Origin of the sequence: Paraburkholderia sp. SIMBA_027 (assembly GCF_046535315.1) — a bacterium.
Lineage (GTDB): Bacteria > Pseudomonadota > Gammaproteobacteria > Burkholderiales > Burkholderiaceae > Paraburkholderia > Paraburkholderia tropica.
In genome coordinates this window covers 673565-689969 of the sequence record NZ_JAWRWY010000001.1, presented here as the reverse complement: position 1 = coordinate 689969, position 16405 = coordinate 673565, and the positions used below count along the sequence as shown (strand labels likewise).

The following is a 16405-nucleotide window of genomic DNA, read 5'->3' as shown; positions in this document are numbered from 1 at the left end:
GTGGAAGCGCAGTAATGCGTTAAGCTAACTGATACTAATTGCCCGTAAGGCTTGATCCTATAACAGGTGTGTCTTTGCGAGACGCACGGTTGAGAGATCAGTGTTGTGCCGATATAAACAACACAACCCGAATTCAGTACACACTCTTTACGCTTCTTCCAGATTGGCTGTGGCGCCCCGAAAGGCGACGCAGCAACCCGTCATGCCTGATGACCATAGCGAGTCGGTCCCACCCCTTCCCATCCCGAACAGGACCGTGAAACGACTCTACGCCGATGATAGTGCGGATTGCCCGTGTGAAAGTAGGTAATCGTCAGGCTTCTTATGCAGTACGTCCAGAACCCCGGCTTCTCCAGAAGGAGAGCCGGGGTTCTGGCGTTTGGGCGTGGGAAAAACACGTAGCCAGAACGCTCAGGCAGGAACAAAAAAACGGCCGTCCCAAGGGACGGCCGTTTTGCCTTCGACATCTGCATTCTTAGCCCTCCCTGTGCGCAATTGCGCTATCTTCTAAAGGCAATTTCAAGACGACATTAAATCGCTTTAAGAATCAGTGAATTAAAATATTTAAATAGCATCAAATTGCTTATTTGTTGAAGTTTCGCAAAATTCCGTCGATATATACTCGTGGGTAGCTTTTTGCTACGAACTTAAAATAACACGTTATACCGACAAGAATCCGGGGAGCTTCCGCGCACGCGTTCGCGTGCAGGAAGCGCGAAACATGCAACGCCGATGGAATGACCACGCGCGCAGAACTGTACTGCGCCATTCATTTTCGCCGCGAAACGACACACGGCGCGTTCACACGCGCCGTAGCCGCACAGCATCTCATCCAGCGCCGCATCTCGCAGCCGCACTCCAATCTCCTGTCGCTTTATTCGCGCGTGCCGTCCTGTGCACGCGCGTCGTCGTTTCAGTTCCTTCTATTACCCAAGGAGTCTCCATGAAGTTGTCCCTGACCTGCGGCGCGGTGCTCGCCGCTGCTGCGATCGCGGCGCTGAGCGGCTGCGCGACGGAGTCGTCGCGTACCTTGCCGGTTCCTCCCGTTGCGAGCGCGCAGCGTCCGCCCGTCGGCCAGCCGGTGAAGATTGCTGTCGGCAAATTCGATAACCGCTCGGCCTATATGCGCGGCATCTTCTCCGATGGCATCGACCGTCTCGGCGGCCAGGCGAAGACCATTCTGATCACGTCGCTGCAGCAAAGCGGCCGTTTCAACGTGCTCGATCGCGACAATCTCGACGAGATTCGTCAGGAAGCCGGCTTCGCGAAGCAAGTCCAGACGATCAAGGGCGCCAACTACGTCATCACGGGCGACGTCACCGAATTCGGCCGCAAGGAAGTCGGCGACCACCAGCTGTTCGGCATTCTCGGCAGCGGCAAGAACCAGATCGCCTACGCGAAGGTGAGCATCAACGTCGTTGATACCACGACGTCGGAAGTGGTCGCCTCGTCGCAAGGCGCGGGTGAATACAGCCTGTCGAATCGCGAAATCATCGGCTTCGGCGGCACCGCGAGCTACGACTCGACGCTCAACGGCAAGGTGCTCGAGCTGGCGATCCAGGAAGCGGTCAATCACCTGGCCGATCAGGTCGACGCGGGCGCGCTGCGCACCGCGCACTGAGCATCCGCATCCACCGATCAAAACAACTACGCATACGGGGTTTAACCATGAAATACATCGGCACGCTTCGGGGATTGTGTCTGCCTGTCACGGCAGCGACGCTGCTGCTCGCGGGCTGCGCGCCCGCCACGCCGCCGCTCTATCAGTGGACCGGCTATCAGCCGGGCGTCTACGACTACCTGAAAGGTCAGAAGTCGCCGCAGGAACAGATCGACGCGCTCGAGAAGTCGCTGCAGGAAATCCGCGCGAAGGGCAACAAGACGCCGCCGGGCTTCCACGCCCAACTGGGCTTGCTGTACGCGAACGTCGGCAACGACACCCAGGCTATGCAGGAATTCGACGCCGAGAAAAATCTCTTTCCCGAGTCGACGACCTACATGGACTTCCTGATGAAGAAACCGAAGCAACAATAAGCGAGCGCACCGACATGTCCCGAATCCTTTCCCTCAAGCTCTGGCTCGCGGTCTCCGTGCTCGCCCTGCTGTCCGCCTGCGCGCAGCCCGTCAAACACGTGGATTACACGGCGTTCAAGAACGCGCGTCCGCGCACGATTCTCGTGCTGCCGCCCGATAACTCGACGACTGACGTGACCGCGTCGGACAGCATGCTCTCGCAGATGACGTTTCCGCTCGCCGAAGCCGGTTACTACGTGATCCCGGTCGCGGTCATGGAGGAGACGTTCAAGCAGAACGGGCTCACGACGCCGGCCGACATCCAGAAGACCTCGCCCGAGAAGCTGCGCGAGATTTTCGGCGCGGACGCGGCCGTGTACGCGACGATCACGCAATACGGCACGAAGTATCGCGTACTCGACAGCGCGACGGTCGTCACGGCATCGGCGAAACTCGTCGATCTGAAGAGCGGCGACGTGCTCTGGCAAGGCAGCGCGAGCGCGAACAGCAACGAAGGCAACAACAACAGCGGCGGCGGTCTGATCGGCATGCTGGTGATGGCGGCCATCAAGCAGGTCGCGAATTCGCTGACCGACAAGAGCCACGATATCGCGGGCGTGACGAGCTATCGTCTGCTGCACGCGGGTCCGCCGACGGGCCTGCTGTACGGTCCGCATTCGCCGAAGTTTGGCACGGACTGAAGCCGTACGCTGCAATCACGCGGCTATAAAGCGGCAATAACGCAGCCGCAAATAAAAAGGCCCGTCACCGAAGTGACGGGCCTTTTTCATTCCGGCGCGCTCAACTGCCGCGCGGCGGAAAAGCGCTTAGCGCTCCAGGAACGGACGCAGCTTGTCGGCGCGGCTCGGGTGCATCAGCTTGCGCATCGCCTTGCTTTCGATCTGGCGGATACGCTCGCGCGTGACGTCGAACTGCTTGCCCACTTCCTCGAGCGTGTGGTCCGAGGTCGTGTCGATGCCGTAGCGCATGCGCAGCACCTTTGCTTCGCGCGGCGAGAGCGCCTTGAGCGCCTCGTCGATCGCAGCGCGCATGTTCGCATGGATCGCGGCGTCGGCCGGCGATGCCGAACCTGCGTCCTCGATCATGTCGCCGAGCGTGGCGTCGCCATCGTCGCCCACCGGGCTTTCGAGCGAAACCGGCTGCTTGGCGATCTTGAGGATGCCGCGCACCTTCTCTTCGGTCATGCCCATGCGTGCGGCGAGGTCGGCCGGATGCGCTTCCATGCCGGTCTGCTGCAGGATCTCGCGCGAGATGCGGTTCAGCTTGTTGATCGTTTCGATCATGTGCACCGGCACGCGGATCGTACGCGCCTGGTCGGCGAGCGCACGCGTCACGGCCTGGCGCACCCACCACGTGGCGTACGTCGAGAACTTCCAGCCGCGGCGATATTCGAACTTGTCCACCGCCTTCATCAGGCCGATGTTGCCTTCCTGGATCAGGTCGAGGAACTGCATGCCACGGTTCACGTACTTCTTCGCGATCGAGATCACGAGACGCAGGTTGGCCTTGACCATCTCGCCCTTCGCCTGGCGCATCTTCGCTTCGGCGGCCGTCATGCGACGGTTGATCGCCTTGATCTGCTGCAGCGACAGCGAGGCTGCGGCTTCGATTTCGGCGAGCTTGCGCTGTTCGGCCTGAACGGCCGGCAGGCTGCGCTCGAGCGCGGGACCGTACTTCGTCGAGGCGGCGGCTGCGCGCACGCCCCATTCGAGGTCGGTTTCCTTGCCCGGGAACTGTTCGATGAACGTCTCACGCGGCATGCCGCAGCGGTCGACGACGATCGCCAGCACGTTGCGCTCGATTGCGCGGATCGCCGCGACCTGCTCGTGCAGCAGCGTGCACAGGCGGTCGATCGTGCGGGCCGTGAAGCGGATCGGTGCGAGTTCGCTCTGGATGTCGGCGCAGATCTGCATTTCGGCGGCCGTCGCGCGTGCATTGGCGTCGCCGGTGCAGGTCATGGCGTCGAACAGCGTGCGCACGCGCGCGAAGATCGCCAGGCTGTCCGCCTTGAGCTGCGCGAGCAGGGCTTCGTTCGCCTTGGCGTTGTCGGCTTCCGCGTCTTCTTCGCTGTCCGAGTCGTCCGAGTCGTCGTCGTCGCCGGCCTGGGCTTCGACGTCGTCGCTCGAGTCGGCTTCGGCGGCGGGCGCCGGTTCCGCAGCGGCTTCGTCGCTGCCGATGCCGTCGACGAGCTCGTCGATGCGCATTTCGTCGGCCGCGACGCGATCGGCGTCCGCCAGAATGGTCGCGACGATCGACGGGCAAGCCGCGATCGCCTGGATCATTTCCTGGAGGCCGTCTTCGATGCGCTTGGCGACTTCGATTTCGCCGGCACGCGTGAGCAGCTCGCTCGAACCCATTTCGCGCATGTACATGCGCACGGGGTCGGTCGTGCGGCCGAATTCCGAGTCGACCGTCGAGAGCGCGACTTCGACTTCTTCGTCGGCTTCGTCGTCGGCCTGGCGGTCGGCGCGCGAATCTTCGTTCAGCAGCAGCGTGTCGGCGTCGGGCGCCTGCTCGTAGACCTGCACGCCCATGTCGTTAAACGTCGCGACGATGGTTTCCAGCGCGGCCGTCTGCGCGAAGTTGTCGGGCAGGTGGTCGTTGATGTCTGCGTGCGTCAGATAGCCGCGCTCGCGACCGAGCTTGATCAGCGCGCGCATCTGATGCTGGCGCTTTTCGAGTTGCGAGGCGCCGTCCAACGGAGTCGCATCGCCGGTCTTGTCCTTGGAACCGCGGCGGGCGGTGCGGGTAGACGTGGGCGCGTCTTCCCGGTCATGGCTTGTCAATACATTCTCCTCGAAAGGAATTGCCCCACGAGGGCAAAAAGGGTCACGCGCCAGCGGCGTGGCGTCCTGGCGATGACGAAATTGCAGGGGAATGGGCGGGGGCGCGAGGTCCCGCCGAGCGAGCGCCAACACACGACGGCGTGGCGTCCTGGATTTTCGTGCAATGCAGAAAGATCGCGTATGGTAGTGCGTTACGCCATGCGAAGCAACCCGAACGTGGTGTTGGCGCACCGCGCCATAGTCCGCGCCGCCCTTTCGGGGTCGAAGCGCATTCGAAATGGATGAAAGCCGCGTGGGAGACTTCGTTGCCGCATCGCTTTTCTACGTTGGATTTTCCTGTTTGACGTTTCTCTGCGCGTGTGAATTAGACAAGTATCCGGGTTCCCGGTTCTCCGTTTTTCTATCGATGAGCGAAACGGATAGTTGCACGTCGTATCACAATCGCCAGCCGCCGCAATCGTTCCCCGTTAAACCGGTCGCGGCGCTAGCAACCCACACTATATAGAACGTGCTGTGCTCATAACCGTTGACGGGCGCTGATGCCCGTCTTTACGCGTGTTGCGCCCGCCGGTTACGGCGGAAAGGTGTCGTACTGCGGCAGCGTATCGGTGATGTCGTGCCACGGTGCCTTCGAGCCGACAAACAGGTGACCTTGCGGCCGGATCGTGGGCGCGTCGACGAGCGTGCCCATCGTCACGTGCACAAATGCGCCTTCGCGCACCACTGAATAGAGCAGCGAGCCGCACTGGCGGCAGCGGATGTCGTGCGCGGCCTGTGGATCGCCGTAGACGAGCACGTCGGCCTGATCGGCTTCCAGACGCAGCTGCGCGCGCTCGATGCCCGCAAACGGCTTGAACGCCGCGCCGGTCGCGCGTCGGCACTGCGAGCAGTGGCAGTTGAAGGCGTAGCCGAATGCGTCGTTCACGCGGTAGCGCACCGCGCCGCACAGGCACTGCCCGCGCAGCGAGGCGTGGGGCTTGGAGGGGGCGATCTTGTTCATGGCACCCTTTGGCAGGTCGGGCGAGCAAACCCGGCGAAACGTTACGGAACAGCGCAAGCCGGCGCGCGAGGCGTGTGTTTCGCGTTTCCCGGTAACGTGCTGTGGCCCAAAGGTTACCGCTTATGGGGCTTTTCGCGCCGAAATACGCCCTGCGACGCGCATCCCAGACGCCACAAGGCCTCCGAAGCCCTGTTGACCGCGAAAAAAACGTACTTTCCGTCAGATTTTGGCGCCGAAGGGGACCATCGACAGGTGACGTCTCCCAAATCCGGTTACCTCAAGCGCTCGACGCGCTCATCCGGGCCGATCCCGCAGTTCCTTCAAGCCGTTGATCACGACCAGCAGGGCGCGGCCGTGCTCTTCCGAGCCGTCCCACGCCTCGACGATAGCGTTGCGCAGCAGATCGTTATAGGCGCCCGCCTGACGCGCGGCCGCCTTCACACCATAGAAACTGCATAGCTTATTGAATGACGCGCTACGGCGCAGCCTGCGCCCGTTCGAAGCGCGAAGCCGCGAAACGGTAGGCTGGCTGACGCCGGAAAGCCTTGCTATCTCGCTGGATGAGCGGCTATCTGCCGTCAGCCGGCGCAGCAGTTCCTGCACGGGAAAATGAGTGTCTGGGGCTTCCATGTCATGCATTATACCTATACAGTAACGCTTATTGAATTGCTCGCCGAAACTGGCGGGCTGTCTGTATTTCCGAGGATGTCGATGGCGCTCAATCACCTACCCCCCACGTTTTGCTGGTCCAGGATCGGATCGGAGACGGGAGAAGATCTCCCGACGATCGTCCTGCGCAAGGAGTGGGAGCGCAGGCTGGGCGGCGGCCGGTTCCTGTGGGGCATCAATCAGCCGCTCGGCAACAGCGCGCAGGTTGCGGCGTTGCGCACCGGTTCGCTGCTCGCGCTGTTTTCGGCGGCGGCCAGCCGTCCGCGCATGACAGAGCTGCGCCGCGAGGGCGCGCTGGTCTGGAATGCCTGGGTCGATGCGAGCGGGCAGGTGCGTCCGCTGCCGCCGCATGTGTTTGTCACGAGCCGTCTGCGTTTTCCGTCCGGCAAGCCGCGCGATCATCACTACGCGCTGGTGTGCGCGTCGCCGACCGAGCTCACGCTCGGCAGCAGCCTGCGCGTGCAGCCCGAGCGTCTGCGCAGCGTGAGCACGGGCAAGGCGCCGTCGCCGTCGCAGGGCACGGTGGTCGTGGACCGCGCGGAGCGCTCCGGCGCGAAGGCGGCGAACAACGCGGGCGCGGGCGATGGAAAAGCCGCCAAAACCTACGCCGTCGCATTCGGTGTGGAACTGGAAGCGCCGTATTTCGTGCGTCTCGCGCAGCCCACGCGCGTGAAGGCGCGCGACATGGCCGCGCTGCACGACGCCGCGCGCAACGCCGACTTCGACGCCTGGGTCGAGCTCACGCGCCGTCTGCGCAGCGCGCCCGCGCAGCCCGCGCGCGGCGTGACGAGCGATCTGTTCGATCTCGGCGCGAAGGCGCGCGAAGCCGGCGCGCTGCGCGAAGCTGAATTCACGCTCGGCGCGGAAACGTCGCGCTGCCGTATGGAAGCCGCGCAGCCGAACCCGCGCGGCGTCACGCGCGAGCTGTTCGCGCGCGATCTCTTCGATCTGCTGCCCGCCGACTGCGCGCCCGCCCGGCCGCCGCGCGCCGCCCGCAACGACCTGCTGCGCGGCGTGCGCACGCGCACGGTCTCGCGCGGCCCCGCGCAAGGCGACCTGCTGCACGACGTCGCGCAGGGCGATCTGCTGTTTGGCGCCGATCCGGCGCAATCAACAATGGAACTCTTCCATGGCGATACCCACCCATTCGCGCGAGGCCGAAGCCGCCCGACGCTTTCTTGAGGCGAGCCGCAACGTCGACCAGGCGTTCCGCGCCGCGCAGCAGGCCGCGTTCGGCGACCTCGATCCCGCGCGCTCGCACGGCGCGGCGCAGTCGCGTCTGGACTTCGCGCTCGACGAACTCGCACGCGCCGAGGCGCTGTTCGATTCCGTCACGCGCGTGCAGGGGCGGCGGCGCGCGCCCGCATCGTTGGACGCCTGATCGCGCTCGACGCCCATCAGCCGTGAAGCAACGATGACCCGCGAAGCCGCGCAGACCGGCATCGGTCCGATGGCGCTCGTGGCCGTCGAGCAGCGCTTGCCGGCCGAGCGCCGCATCGTCGTCGACGATCTGGCGGCCGCGCTGCTGCCGACACCCGCACGCTGGCTCATTGCGCTGATGGGCACGCGCACCGCGCTTCGGCTCGTCGCGCTGGCCGAGCGTCGTTATCCGGGGCTGTGGGGCAGCATGCTGTGCCGCAAGCGCTTTATCGACGACGCGCTGACGGAAGCGCTCACCGACGCGTCACCGCAAATGGAAGCGTTCGTGAACCTCGGCGCGGGTTTCGACACGCGCGCGTTCCGCCTGCTGCGCGGCACGGGCGTGCCCGCCTGGGAGCTCGATCAGCCGGCGAATATCGACGCCAAACGTCAGCGCCTGTTGCGGCGCTTCGGCAAGCTGCCCGCGAACGTCACGCTCGTGGCCGTCGATTTCGAGCATCTCGCGCTCGACGCGGTATTGGCTGCGCAGGGCTATACGCGCAGCCGCCGCACGTTTTTCGTCTGGGAAGGCGTCACGCAATATCTCGACGGCGCGAGCGTGCACGCGACGTTCGAGATGCTCGGCCGCGCCGCGGCGGGCAGCCGCCTGGCGTTCACATACGTGAGCCGCGATTTTCTGGAAGGAAAAGTGCCGCCGGGGCAGGAGGGTGTGTACCGGCGATTCGTCGCGCCGAGGGCGATCTGGCGATTCGGCATCGATCCCGAGGCGATGCGCGCCTTGCTCGCCGGTTACGGCTGGCGCGTGATCGCGCAGCCGGAGCCCGACGCACTGGCACGCCGTTATATCGCGCCCACCGGCCGCCTGCTGGGCTGCATGCCGATGGAGCGCGTGGTGCTCGCCGAGCGCGTGTAGCTCACGCGGTGCGTCCGGCTGCACACCGTAGCCGCCGTCTTACGTCGGCGTAGCGTCCGGCGAAGATGCGGCCAAAGATGCCGCCAACGGCGCGGACTCCAGCTCGAGCACGGCCGCGACGAGCGGCCAGCGCGCCGCCGCGTCCTGCCAGGCGTCCTGCGCCTGCACGTCGTAGTAGCGATCGGCGTCCACGCCGTCGACGAGCCGCGCGAGCGCGTCGATATCGCTCGGCAGCAGCGGATTGCGGCGCGCGCGCTGCCCGTTCAGCCAGAGTTTCAGCGACATTTACTTGCCCTCCACCCAGACGCCGTCCGGCGTGTGGATCACATAGCCATTCGGCGTCGTCATCGACACGGTGCCTTCGTTCTCGCCCACCATGCGCGTTTGCGGCAGACCGTTCGCGTATTGCGCGAGCGGTTCCGCGCCCGGCGCGAACGGGCTCTTGGCCACCAGATTCGCGAGCAGTTGCGCGAGCGCGAGATAGCTGGTCGGCGTATCGATCGTGACCGGGCCGCCCGCGTGCTCCGTGCCCGCGGGCAAGCCGACGATCTTCACGCCCACCGGCACGTGCACGATGCGCGGCGTCGGAATTTCACGCATGCCCGCGATCTGGTTCTCTTCGCCGCGCAGCGCCGCGCCGTGCTCGGGCACGAACACGATCACGGCCTTGCGGCCCGATTGCGCGACGAGGTCGATCAGCTTGTCGACGTCGCCGAGCAGGGTTTGCAGACGGATCGGATACGACTCCAGGCTCGTGAGCTTGCTGTTGGGCAGGCGGTTGCCGTCGTGCATCGACACCGTGTTGTAGTAGAGCGCGACCGGCCCGCCGCCCGCCGCGAGCCGCTGCTTGTACCAGCGCGCGAGCACGTCGTAGTCGTCGACCAGCGGCGAGTTGTCGAACTCCTTCATGAACACGGGCAGGCCGTCGTTCGACGGAATCGTCACGCCCGGCACGCCGATTTCCTTGAGCACGGTGCCGCGGAAGTCGTCGAAACGGCCGTTGTGGTTGAGCAGCGCCTGCGGCGTGTAGCCGGCCTGCGCAAGCTGCGCGAACAGATGGCATTCGGCCGGCGCCGGATCGTAGAGCGCCTTGTGCGCTTCCTGTCCGCAGGTCGCGCGCAGCACGCGGATCGCGGCCGGGCCGCTATAGCTCGCGCCCGAGCTGAAGTTCTGGAAGATGTAGTCGAAGCGCGAGAACAGCGGGTTGTTGCGCGCCTTCACGACGTCCATGTCGTCCCACGAGAGCGAGCAGATATGCACGACGATGATGTCGAACTGCGCGTTGGCGTCCTGCGTGAGCGGCGTGAAATTCACGTGGCGGCCCGCTTCGTTCGCGCGGAACGCCGCGAGCTGCTGATCGTAGGTGCCGGCCTGCTCGTTGCGCGGCTCGTTGGCGTTGCGGCTGTCGCCATCGGCGTTGTCGCCCGAAGCGCTTTGCGCGAACGCGCTGCTGGCGTTCGCGACCAGCGTGCCCGCGCCGTGCCATATCGGCACCACGACGAGCGCGATCAGCACCAGCGTCGTCACGCGAATCCAGCGGTTGATCAGGAAGTAGAGCAGGATGGCCAGCACCGTGCTCACGATCATCTTGAGCGAGACGAGACGCCCGAGCAGTTCGAGCATGTACGACGGCGTGAAGGTCAGCAGCACGGGGATCTGCGAGATCGCGCGGCTGATCGGCGGCCAGCCCGACTCGTGATAGAACAGCGCGATGCCCGCGAGCACCGCGAGCACGTTGCGCGTGATGCGCAGCCAGCGCACATGCAGCGGCACCAGCAGCGCGGCAGCGAACACGATGTTCAGCAGCCACAGCGGGCTGAATGTGCCCAGTGCGTACAGGTACAGCTTGGCGGCGAAGTAGAGATTCCAGAGGCCCATGGTGTGTCGCGTTCCCGCGTTGCGCGGCTAAATGTCGGTCGTGAGGTCGGTCGTGAGTTCGTACGGTCGATCGTGGCCGACGGGGTCGTATCAGGGCTGGCCGGCCGGGTCGCCCCGTCCGGCTCGCCGCCGCGTGAAGATGTTTTCGAGCGCGTCGAAGAAGGCATCGGCCAGACGCAGATAGCCTTGCCAGCTCAGCATGATCAGCTCGACGAGTCCGTTGAGCGGCGCGTCCTCGGGCGGCACGTCTTCCCAGTCGAGCCACGCATCGGCGCGGCCGAAGGTGCATTCGACGAGACGCCGTTCGCGCTCGATGCTCATGTCCTCGAAACGCACGCCCAGGCGCCGGTCCGCGAGCCGCGCGACCACCGCCGGAAAGTCGTGCTCCACCGCGCCGCGCGCGAGACACACGCTCACGCGCTCGCCCGCGGCGAGCGTTTCGAGGCCCGAGTCCGGCGGCAGCACGAGGCCGAGACCGCCCATCGAATAGTTCTCGGTCTTGCAGGCGAGCGTGCGGCCGTCGGGCAGCGTGAGCATGGCGGGCACGCGCAGCGGAATGCGGTGCGCCACGCGCACCTGGCGCGCTTCCTTCGCCACGCCCACCGCGAGACCGAGCACCGTGAGATTCACGCCGGCCCAGAACAGGTTCATGAACACGGTCGCCGGCTCCTCGCTCTGCCAGATCGTCAGCCGCGCGAGCCCGGCCAGCACGGCGCACACGTTGATGCCGAGCAGCACCAGATACGGCGTCGAGATCGTCCAGTCGAGATAGTCGTGCTCGATGTGGCCGCCCTTGGACGTCACGTTGAACTTGCCGAGCTTCGGATTGAAGAACGCGATCGTGGTCGGCAGCACGATGTACCACGCGAGCACGCTTTCGTAGGCTTCGGCCCAGAACGAATGGCGATAGCGTCCCTGAATGCGCGAGTTCGCGGTCGCCGAAATCACGAGATAGGGCAGCACGTAGGCGAGGATCACGGGCGCCGGCGTGTTGATCACGTGCAGTCCGAAATACAGGTACGCGCAGGGCATCACGAGGAAGATCAGGCGCGGAATCCCGTAGAAGAAGTGCAGCATGGCGTTGCTGTAGCACATGCGCTGGAAGAACGAGAGACCTTTGCCGAGCCACGGATTGTCGATGCGGAAGATCTGCGTCATGCCGCGCGCCCAGCGGATGCGCTGACCGATGTGGCTCGCGAGGCTTTCGGTCGCGAGGCCCGCCGCCTGCACCGTGCGCAGATACGCCGAGGTGAAGCCGTGTCGATGCAGGCGCAGCGAGGTGTGCGCGTCCTCGGTCACGGTTTCCACAGCAAGGCCGCCGATCGACTCGAGCGGGCCGCGCTTGATGATCGCGCACGAGCCGCAGAAGAAGGTCGCGTCCCAGAAGTCGTTGCCGTCCTGGATCAGGCCGTAGAACAGGCTGCCTTCGTTCGGCACGCGATGGAACGTGTCGAAGTTGCGCTCGAACGGATCGGGCGAGAAGAAGTGGTGCGGCGTCTGCACCATCGCGCATTTCGGATCGGCGAGGAACACGCCCACGGTCGTCTGCAGGAACGAGCGCGTCGGAATGTGATCGCAGTCGAAAATCGCGATCAGCTCGCCGTCGGTGAGCTTGAGCGCGTGGTTGATGTTGCCGGCCTTCGCGTGGTTGTGCTCCTTGCGGCGGATATAGCCCACGCCCACTTCGGCGGCGAAGTCGCGGAATTCGTCGCGGTCGCCGTCGTCGAGGATATAGATGCGCAGCTTGTCGCGCGGCCAGTCGATCGTGCTCGCGGCGAACACGGTCGGGCGCACCACCGACAGCGGCTCGTTGTAGGTCGGAATGTACAGGTCGACGGTCGGCCAGTCGGCGGGATCGTCGGGCAGCGCGCCGGGCTTGCGGCGCAGCGGCCACGCGGTCTGCACATAGCCGAACATCAGCACGACCCACGTGTAGACCTCGGCGGCGAACAGCACGTAGCCGACGATCGCTTCGGCGGGCGTCGTGAGGTGCAGCGTCTGCGTGCTGCGCCACCAGACATAGCGGCCCGTCATGAGGATCGAGAGCATCACCATCAGCATGGTCGCGAGACGCCCCGGCACGCGGCGCGCCAGCATCACCATGAGCCACACGAGGAAGAACAGCAGCACCTGCGAGCCGAGCGGCAGCGGCGTGGTGCAGACCGCCACGGCGGCGATGAAGGCGAACAGAAGCAGGCACTGGCGCAGGAACGGCACGCGGTCGAGCGCTTCGGAGAGCTTTTCGAGGCGCGCGCGGATGCCGTCCCAGTCGACGGCGGGCAGGCGCGCGGCCACGGCGTCGCTCGCACGCGCGGCGCGCCGGTAGAGCGGTTCGAGGCGCTTGTCGAGCCAGACGCGCAAGGCGATGCGGTGCGGATGCGGCTGCTTGTGCAGCTTGCGCAGATCGGCGGCCAGACGACGGCGCGCGCGGCGCGGGCGCAGGAACAGGCGCCAGATCCACGCACCGGCGCTGCGGTCGCCGCCCATGTTCAGGCGCTCGACGATGTCGTTGCCGAGCGTCGTGAAGACGAGCGCGGGCCAGTCGCGCTTGCCGGGGCGCGGCGGACGGAAGAACAGGCGCAGCAGCCACTGGCCGCGCGGCGCGTCGGCGGCGAGGTCGAGCTGCGGCGCGCCTACGCGGCGCACGGTGGACCAGATCGCGGCCCAGAACGCGGTCCACCGCGCCGAGAAAAATGCGGCGATGCGCGCGCGACTCATCGCGCCGCTCCCGTCGCGCGGTCGGGCGGCGCGGGGCGTGCGCCTTCGGGCAGGCCGCCGTGGGTGTCGATGGGCGTGCCGGTCGCCCAATGCGAGAGCCAAGAAGCGACGCCGTTCAGGTCGTGCGCCGCCTGCGAGCCCGGCGAGCCGAGACAGAAGTTCGCGCCGCTTGCGAGCGCGGCGGGAATGCCCGTGTCGGCGTGCACGATGTACGGCAGCATGGCCGCGCCGAGCCGCGCGCGCAGCAAGGCGATCAGATCGGTATGCAGCGGCCGCGCGGGCACCACGGCGTTGGCGACGAAGGCGGTGCGCTTGCCCGCGCGCACCAGCGCGGCGCTCAGGCGGGGCAGCGTCGCGCAGGCGGTGGCGTCGGGCGCGATCACGCCGAGCACGAGGTCGGCGGCGGCGATCGCCTGGCGCGCGTGCGCCGACGGCCACGGCGCGCAGTCGATCAGCGCGATCGCGTTGCCCGGCAGATCGACGCGCGCGAGCAGTCTGCGCAGCCATTGCGGATCGGCATCGAGACGCGACGCGCCGTCGGCGGCGCTTTCGTCGACCTCATGGCCGACCTGATCGGGCGCACTGCCCCACGGCAGCACGAGCACCTGGTCGTCGCTTTGCAGCGCGGCGCGCGCCCACGTGTCGCCCGACGCGCTCGCGTCGTGCAGATGCGTGACGAGTCCTTCGCGCGCGCTCTCGCGCAGGCCGAAGTGCAGGCCCAGCACGTTGCGCGGATCGCATTCGACGGCGAGCACGGGATGCGAGCGCGACGCGAGCAGGCTCGCGAGCGCGGCGGTGAAGGTCGTGCGGCCCACGCCGCCGACGGAGGAAACGATGGCGACGGTCTTCATGAGCGCGGCTCCGCGAGCGGAGCGGAGGGGCCGGAGCTGGCGGACACAGCCGGCGTGACAGACTTGGTAGACGAAGCGGCGGACGCCGGCACGGCCGACGGACGGCGCATCGCGACTTCCTTGCGGCGCTTGCCGCGGATCACGAGCGCACCCAGTTGCGGCGGCAGTTCGAGCGGGCGCTGACGCGCCGGTTTGGCCCAGTCGGGCACGAAGCGTCCGAGACGCAGACGCCACGCGAGCCACCAGAGCGGTGCGGCGAGGATCAGCCCCCAGACGAAGTAACCGAAGAAAATATCCATGGCGTTAGCGGTCCTGGGCTTTGAGCGGCAGCGCGGCGCGGCGCGGTTCGGCGCGCGTGGCTTTCGCCCGCGGCGCGCCCTCGGCGGTGGCGGCGGGCGGCGCGTCGTCGAGCACGGGCAGCGCGGGCAGCAGATCGGGGTCCTGCACGGCCTGAGGCGCGGGAGCGGGCGAGGCGGCGGGCGCTGCGGTTGTCACATCGTTCGCAGAAGTCCCGGCCGCCGCCGCCGCAGCGCTCGGCGCCGACGCGGCCCCGCGCGGCGTTTGCGGCGCGTGAATCGCGAGCCAGCCGGAATAATCGGGCGGCGTCTGCGCGTCGATTTCGTCTTCGAGCGTTTCGAGCAGCGCGCCGATCGAATTCGGATCGCCGCAGCGCTGCTCGCCCTGGAACAGCTCCGCGAGCGGATTCTTGAACACGCGCTGCAGCACCGCGTCGGCGTCGCCGAGGCGGCAGGCGAAGAAGAACACGTACAGGCTGTCGCCGGCGGCGGTCGCGATGTCGCCCGCGCGGCGCAACTGACACGCCTTGAGCGCGTCGACGTGCGCGACCTCGGGCATCAGCGCGAGCCGGATCAGCACGCTCGGCAACTGGATCACGCGGCTGCGTTCGACGGCCGCCCGCACCAGCTCGACGAAATGCGCCGCGCCCACGTAGCCGCTTTCCTCGCCGTGCATGACGCCCGCGAGCGCCTGGCGATAGTCGGCGGGCACCGGACGCGAATACACCTGCCCCTGCAGACTGTCGACGATCGCTTCCACCTGCGAGAGCGTGGTGTGACGCGCGATCACGCGGTTCGCGCCCAGATTGAGCATGAGCGACTCGTAGCGCATCGCCACCGCTTCCTCGCGCACGATGATCTTGAGCGCGTTGCCGCATTGCCGCCGCAGCGTGTGGACCTGCTCCGCGAGCGATTCGAGCTGGCGGCTCGTGCCGAAGTCGAGGATCACCGTCGCGGCGACGGCGGTGCGCGAGGCGCCGAGCGCCGCTTCGTTGTCGTCGACGACCTGCCAGGCGGGCGGCAGCACGCGCTCGTTGATCACGGCGTCGCGCGAGACGATCACGCGGCCTTCATCGGGCGCGAGCAGGCCGACTTCGGTCGCCGTTTGCGCGAAGGTGCCCCCATCCACGGTCAGACGGTGATCGAGCGCCGAAAAACGCAGCGGCAGCGACTGGCTGCCGAGCACGGCGTCTTCGGAGCGCCAGAACGCCACTTCCCAATGGAACTGCCCCTGCGTCTGCAGCAGTTGCGCCGCGCCCGCGAAGCGCGCCTGGAAGGCGGTCAGTTCGGGATGCGCGTTGTCGTCGCCGAGACCCGGCGGTTCGGCCAGCAGCAGCACGCCGTAACGATGCTGCGCGCACCAGCTCGCGAGCAGCGCGCCCTGGCGCGCGAGCGCCGCGGCGTCGTGCCAGTCGAAGAAGGCTTCGGCGCCTTCGAGATAGAACTGGCTCGCGGGCGCGGCGCACTGGTTGGCGAGCGCGTCGAGCGCCTCGATCAGCACCTGCGCGCCGTCGCGGCCTTCGAGCGGCGCGAGCGAGCAGACGTTGGCCCAGTGATGCGTCGAGCCGGGCCGGTCGATGTCGATGCCGCGCTCGCGCAGCATGGCCGCGATGCTCGCGCCGTCGCGCGTGGAGAGCACCGTGGCCGGACCTTCGAGCGCGGCGGCGGCGGTTTCCCAGAACAGCGCGTCGCGCGCGGGCGAGGCGTTCGCATAGACGATGTGCACCTGGCCCGAGCCGAGCGCGGCGAGCGCGGGCGGCAGGCCGTCGATCGCCAGCGGCTCGCGCTGCGACAGGCGCGCGAGCAGCGATTGGCGCGGCGCGCGCGCATCGGCGGCCGGGCTTTGGGGAGCGCGGATAGGCTCGTTCATCGGGTCGCCC

General features: G+C 66.7%; 14 protein-coding genes, 1 rRNA gene and 1 pseudogene. 7 read left to right on the top strand and 9 right to left on the bottom strand.

The window, feature by feature from the left end:
- The first annotated feature begins 205 nt into the window (after positions 1–205).
- The 4 genes from rrf (at position 206) to SB764_RS02905 (ending at position 2714) form a co-directional block, all read left to right on the top strand.
- A 5S ribosomal RNA gene (gene rrf / locus SB764_RS02920) occupies positions 206–319 on the top strand.
- 624 nt (positions 320–943) lie between these two features.
- Positions 944–1621 (top strand): CsgG/HfaB family protein, encoded by a 678-nt coding sequence (locus SB764_RS02915; RefSeq protein ID WP_065064879.1) that lies wholly within the window; start codon positions 944–946, stop codon positions 1619–1621.
- A 47-nt stretch (positions 1622–1668) separates the two neighbouring features.
- Positions 1669–2034 (top strand): DUF4810 domain-containing protein, encoded by a 366-nt coding sequence (locus SB764_RS02910; RefSeq protein ID WP_065064877.1) that lies wholly within the window; start codon positions 1669–1671, stop codon positions 2032–2034.
- A gap of 14 nt (positions 2035–2048) precedes the next feature.
- The gene (locus SB764_RS02905; protein WP_065064875.1) at positions 2049–2714 is read left to right on the top strand and encodes a DUF799 domain-containing protein; all 666 of its coding nucleotides are present in this window, start codon (positions 2049–2051) and stop codon (positions 2712–2714) included.
- Positions 2715–2840: 126 nt separating this feature from the next.
- On the opposite strand, the gene rpoD is transcribed toward SB764_RS02905, so the two are convergent.
- The 3 genes from rpoD to SB764_RS02890 all read right to left on the bottom strand — a co-directional run bounded on the left by rpoD (position 2841) and on the right by SB764_RS02890 (position 6450).
- Positions 2841–4820, bottom strand: coding sequence for an RNA polymerase sigma factor RpoD (gene rpoD, locus SB764_RS02900; RefSeq protein WP_065064872.1), 1980 nt, complete (start codon positions 4818–4820; stop codon positions 2841–2843).
- Between the two features lie 571 nt (positions 4821–5391).
- Entirely contained in the window at positions 5392–5820 is a 429-nt protein-coding gene (locus SB764_RS02895) for a GFA family protein (protein WP_321942488.1), read from the bottom strand.
- A 294-nt stretch (positions 5821–6114) separates the two neighbouring features.
- Complete coding sequence (locus SB764_RS02890; RefSeq protein WP_110327175.1) at positions 6115–6450, bottom strand: helix-turn-helix domain-containing protein; 336 nt, start codon at positions 6448–6450, stop codon at positions 6115–6117.
- An 81-nt stretch (positions 6451–6531) separates the two neighbouring features.
- Here SB764_RS02890 and SB764_RS02885 point away from each other — a divergent pair.
- The 3 genes and pseudogenes from SB764_RS02885 to SB764_RS02875 form a co-directional block, all read left to right on the top strand.
- A pseudogene (locus tag SB764_RS02885) lies at positions 6532–7458 on the top strand (hypothetical protein); the annotation flags it as partial.
- A 160-nt stretch (positions 7459–7618) separates the two neighbouring features.
- Entirely contained in the window at positions 7619–7870 is a 252-nt protein-coding gene (locus tag SB764_RS02880; RefSeq protein ID WP_065064866.1) for a hypothetical protein, read from the top strand.
- A gap of 33 nt (positions 7871–7903) precedes the next feature.
- A complete protein-coding gene (locus SB764_RS02875) occupies positions 7904–8782 on the top strand; it encodes an SAM-dependent methyltransferase (RefSeq protein ID WP_410862582.1) in 879 nt (292 codons plus the stop codon).
- Between the two features lie 39 nt (positions 8783–8821).
- On the opposite strand, the gene bcsR is transcribed toward SB764_RS02875, so the two are convergent.
- The 6 genes from bcsR to bcsE form a co-directional block, all read right to left on the bottom strand.
- The gene (gene bcsR, locus SB764_RS02870; RefSeq protein WP_074983347.1) at positions 8822–9067 is read right to left on the bottom strand and encodes a BcsR/BcsP family cellulose biosynthesis protein; all 246 of its coding nucleotides are present in this window, start codon (positions 9065–9067) and stop codon (positions 8822–8824) included.
- A complete protein-coding gene (bcsG, locus tag SB764_RS02865) occupies positions 9068–10660 on the bottom strand; it encodes a cellulose biosynthesis protein BcsG (RefSeq protein WP_065064860.1) in 1593 nt (530 codons plus the stop codon). It abuts the gene before it with no gap.
- 90 nt (positions 10661–10750) lie between these two features.
- Positions 10751–13378 carry a UDP-forming cellulose synthase catalytic subunit gene (gene bcsA / locus SB764_RS02860; RefSeq protein ID WP_074983346.1) on the bottom strand — a complete coding sequence of 876 codons (2628 nt, stop codon included), beginning with the start codon at positions 13376–13378 and terminating at the stop codon, positions 10751–10753.
- Positions 13375–14229: a cellulose biosynthesis protein BcsQ gene (gene bcsQ, locus SB764_RS02855; RefSeq protein ID WP_065064856.1), complete on the bottom strand. Its 855-nt coding sequence runs from the start codon at positions 14227–14229 to the stop codon at positions 13375–13377. The genes bcsA and bcsQ overlap by 4 nt, the downstream gene beginning before the upstream one ends.
- Positions 14226–14528: a hypothetical protein gene (locus SB764_RS02850; RefSeq protein WP_110327145.1), complete on the bottom strand. Its 303-nt coding sequence runs from the start codon at positions 14526–14528 to the stop codon at positions 14226–14228. Before SB764_RS02850 ends, bcsQ begins: the two co-directional genes overlap by 4 nt.
- Before the next feature lie 4 nt (positions 14529–14532).
- On the bottom strand, positions 14533–16395 hold the full coding sequence (gene bcsE / locus SB764_RS02845) for a cellulose biosynthesis protein BcsE (RefSeq protein ID WP_410862579.1): 1863 nt from the start codon (positions 16393–16395) through the stop codon (positions 14533–14535).
- Positions 16396–16405 lie beyond the last annotated feature (10 nt).

Bases quoted from the DNA above. Each gene is read 5' to 3' on its own strand.
- SB764_RS02850 (WP_110327145.1), bottom strand. From the start codon at position 14,528: ATGGATATTTTCTTCGGTTACTTCGTCTGGGGGCTGATCCTCGCCGCA.
- bcsR (WP_074983347.1), bottom strand. From the start codon at position 9,067: ATGTCGCTGAAACTCTGGCTGAACGGGCAGCGCGCGCGCCGCAATCCG.
- SB764_RS02875 (WP_410862582.1), top strand. From the start codon at position 7,904: ATGACCCGCGAAGCCGCGCAGACCGGCATCGGTCCGATGGCGCTCGTG.
- SB764_RS02915 (WP_065064879.1), top strand. From the start codon at position 944: ATGAAGTTGTCCCTGACCTGCGGCGCGGTGCTCGCCGCTGCTGCGATC.
- SB764_RS02910 (WP_065064877.1), top strand. From the start codon at position 1,669: ATGAAATACATCGGCACGCTTCGGGGATTGTGTCTGCCTGTCACGGCA.
- SB764_RS02895 (WP_321942488.1), bottom strand. From the start codon at position 5,820: ATGAACAAGATCGCCCCCTCCAAGCCCCACGCCTCGCTGCGCGGGCAG.
- bcsQ (WP_065064856.1), bottom strand. From the start codon at position 14,229: ATGAAGACCGTCGCCATCGTTTCCTCCGTCGGCGGCGTGGGCCGCACG.
- bcsG (WP_065064860.1), bottom strand. From the start codon at position 10,660: ATGGGCCTCTGGAATCTCTACTTCGCCGCCAAGCTGTACCTGTACGCA.
- SB764_RS02905 (WP_065064875.1), top strand. From the start codon at position 2,049: ATGTCCCGAATCCTTTCCCTCAAGCTCTGGCTCGCGGTCTCCGTGCTC.
- SB764_RS02890 (WP_110327175.1), bottom strand. From the start codon at position 6,450: ATGGAAGCCCCAGACACTCATTTTCCCGTGCAGGAACTGCTGCGCCGG.
- SB764_RS02880 (WP_065064866.1), top strand. From the start codon at position 7,619: ATGGCGATACCCACCCATTCGCGCGAGGCCGAAGCCGCCCGACGCTTT.
- bcsE (WP_410862579.1), bottom strand. From the start codon at position 16,395: ATGAACGAGCCTATCCGCGCTCCCCAAAGCCCGGCCGCCGATGCGCGC.
- bcsA (WP_074983346.1), bottom strand. From the start codon at position 13,378: ATGAGTCGCGCGCGCATCGCCGCATTTTTCTCGGCGCGGTGGACCGCG.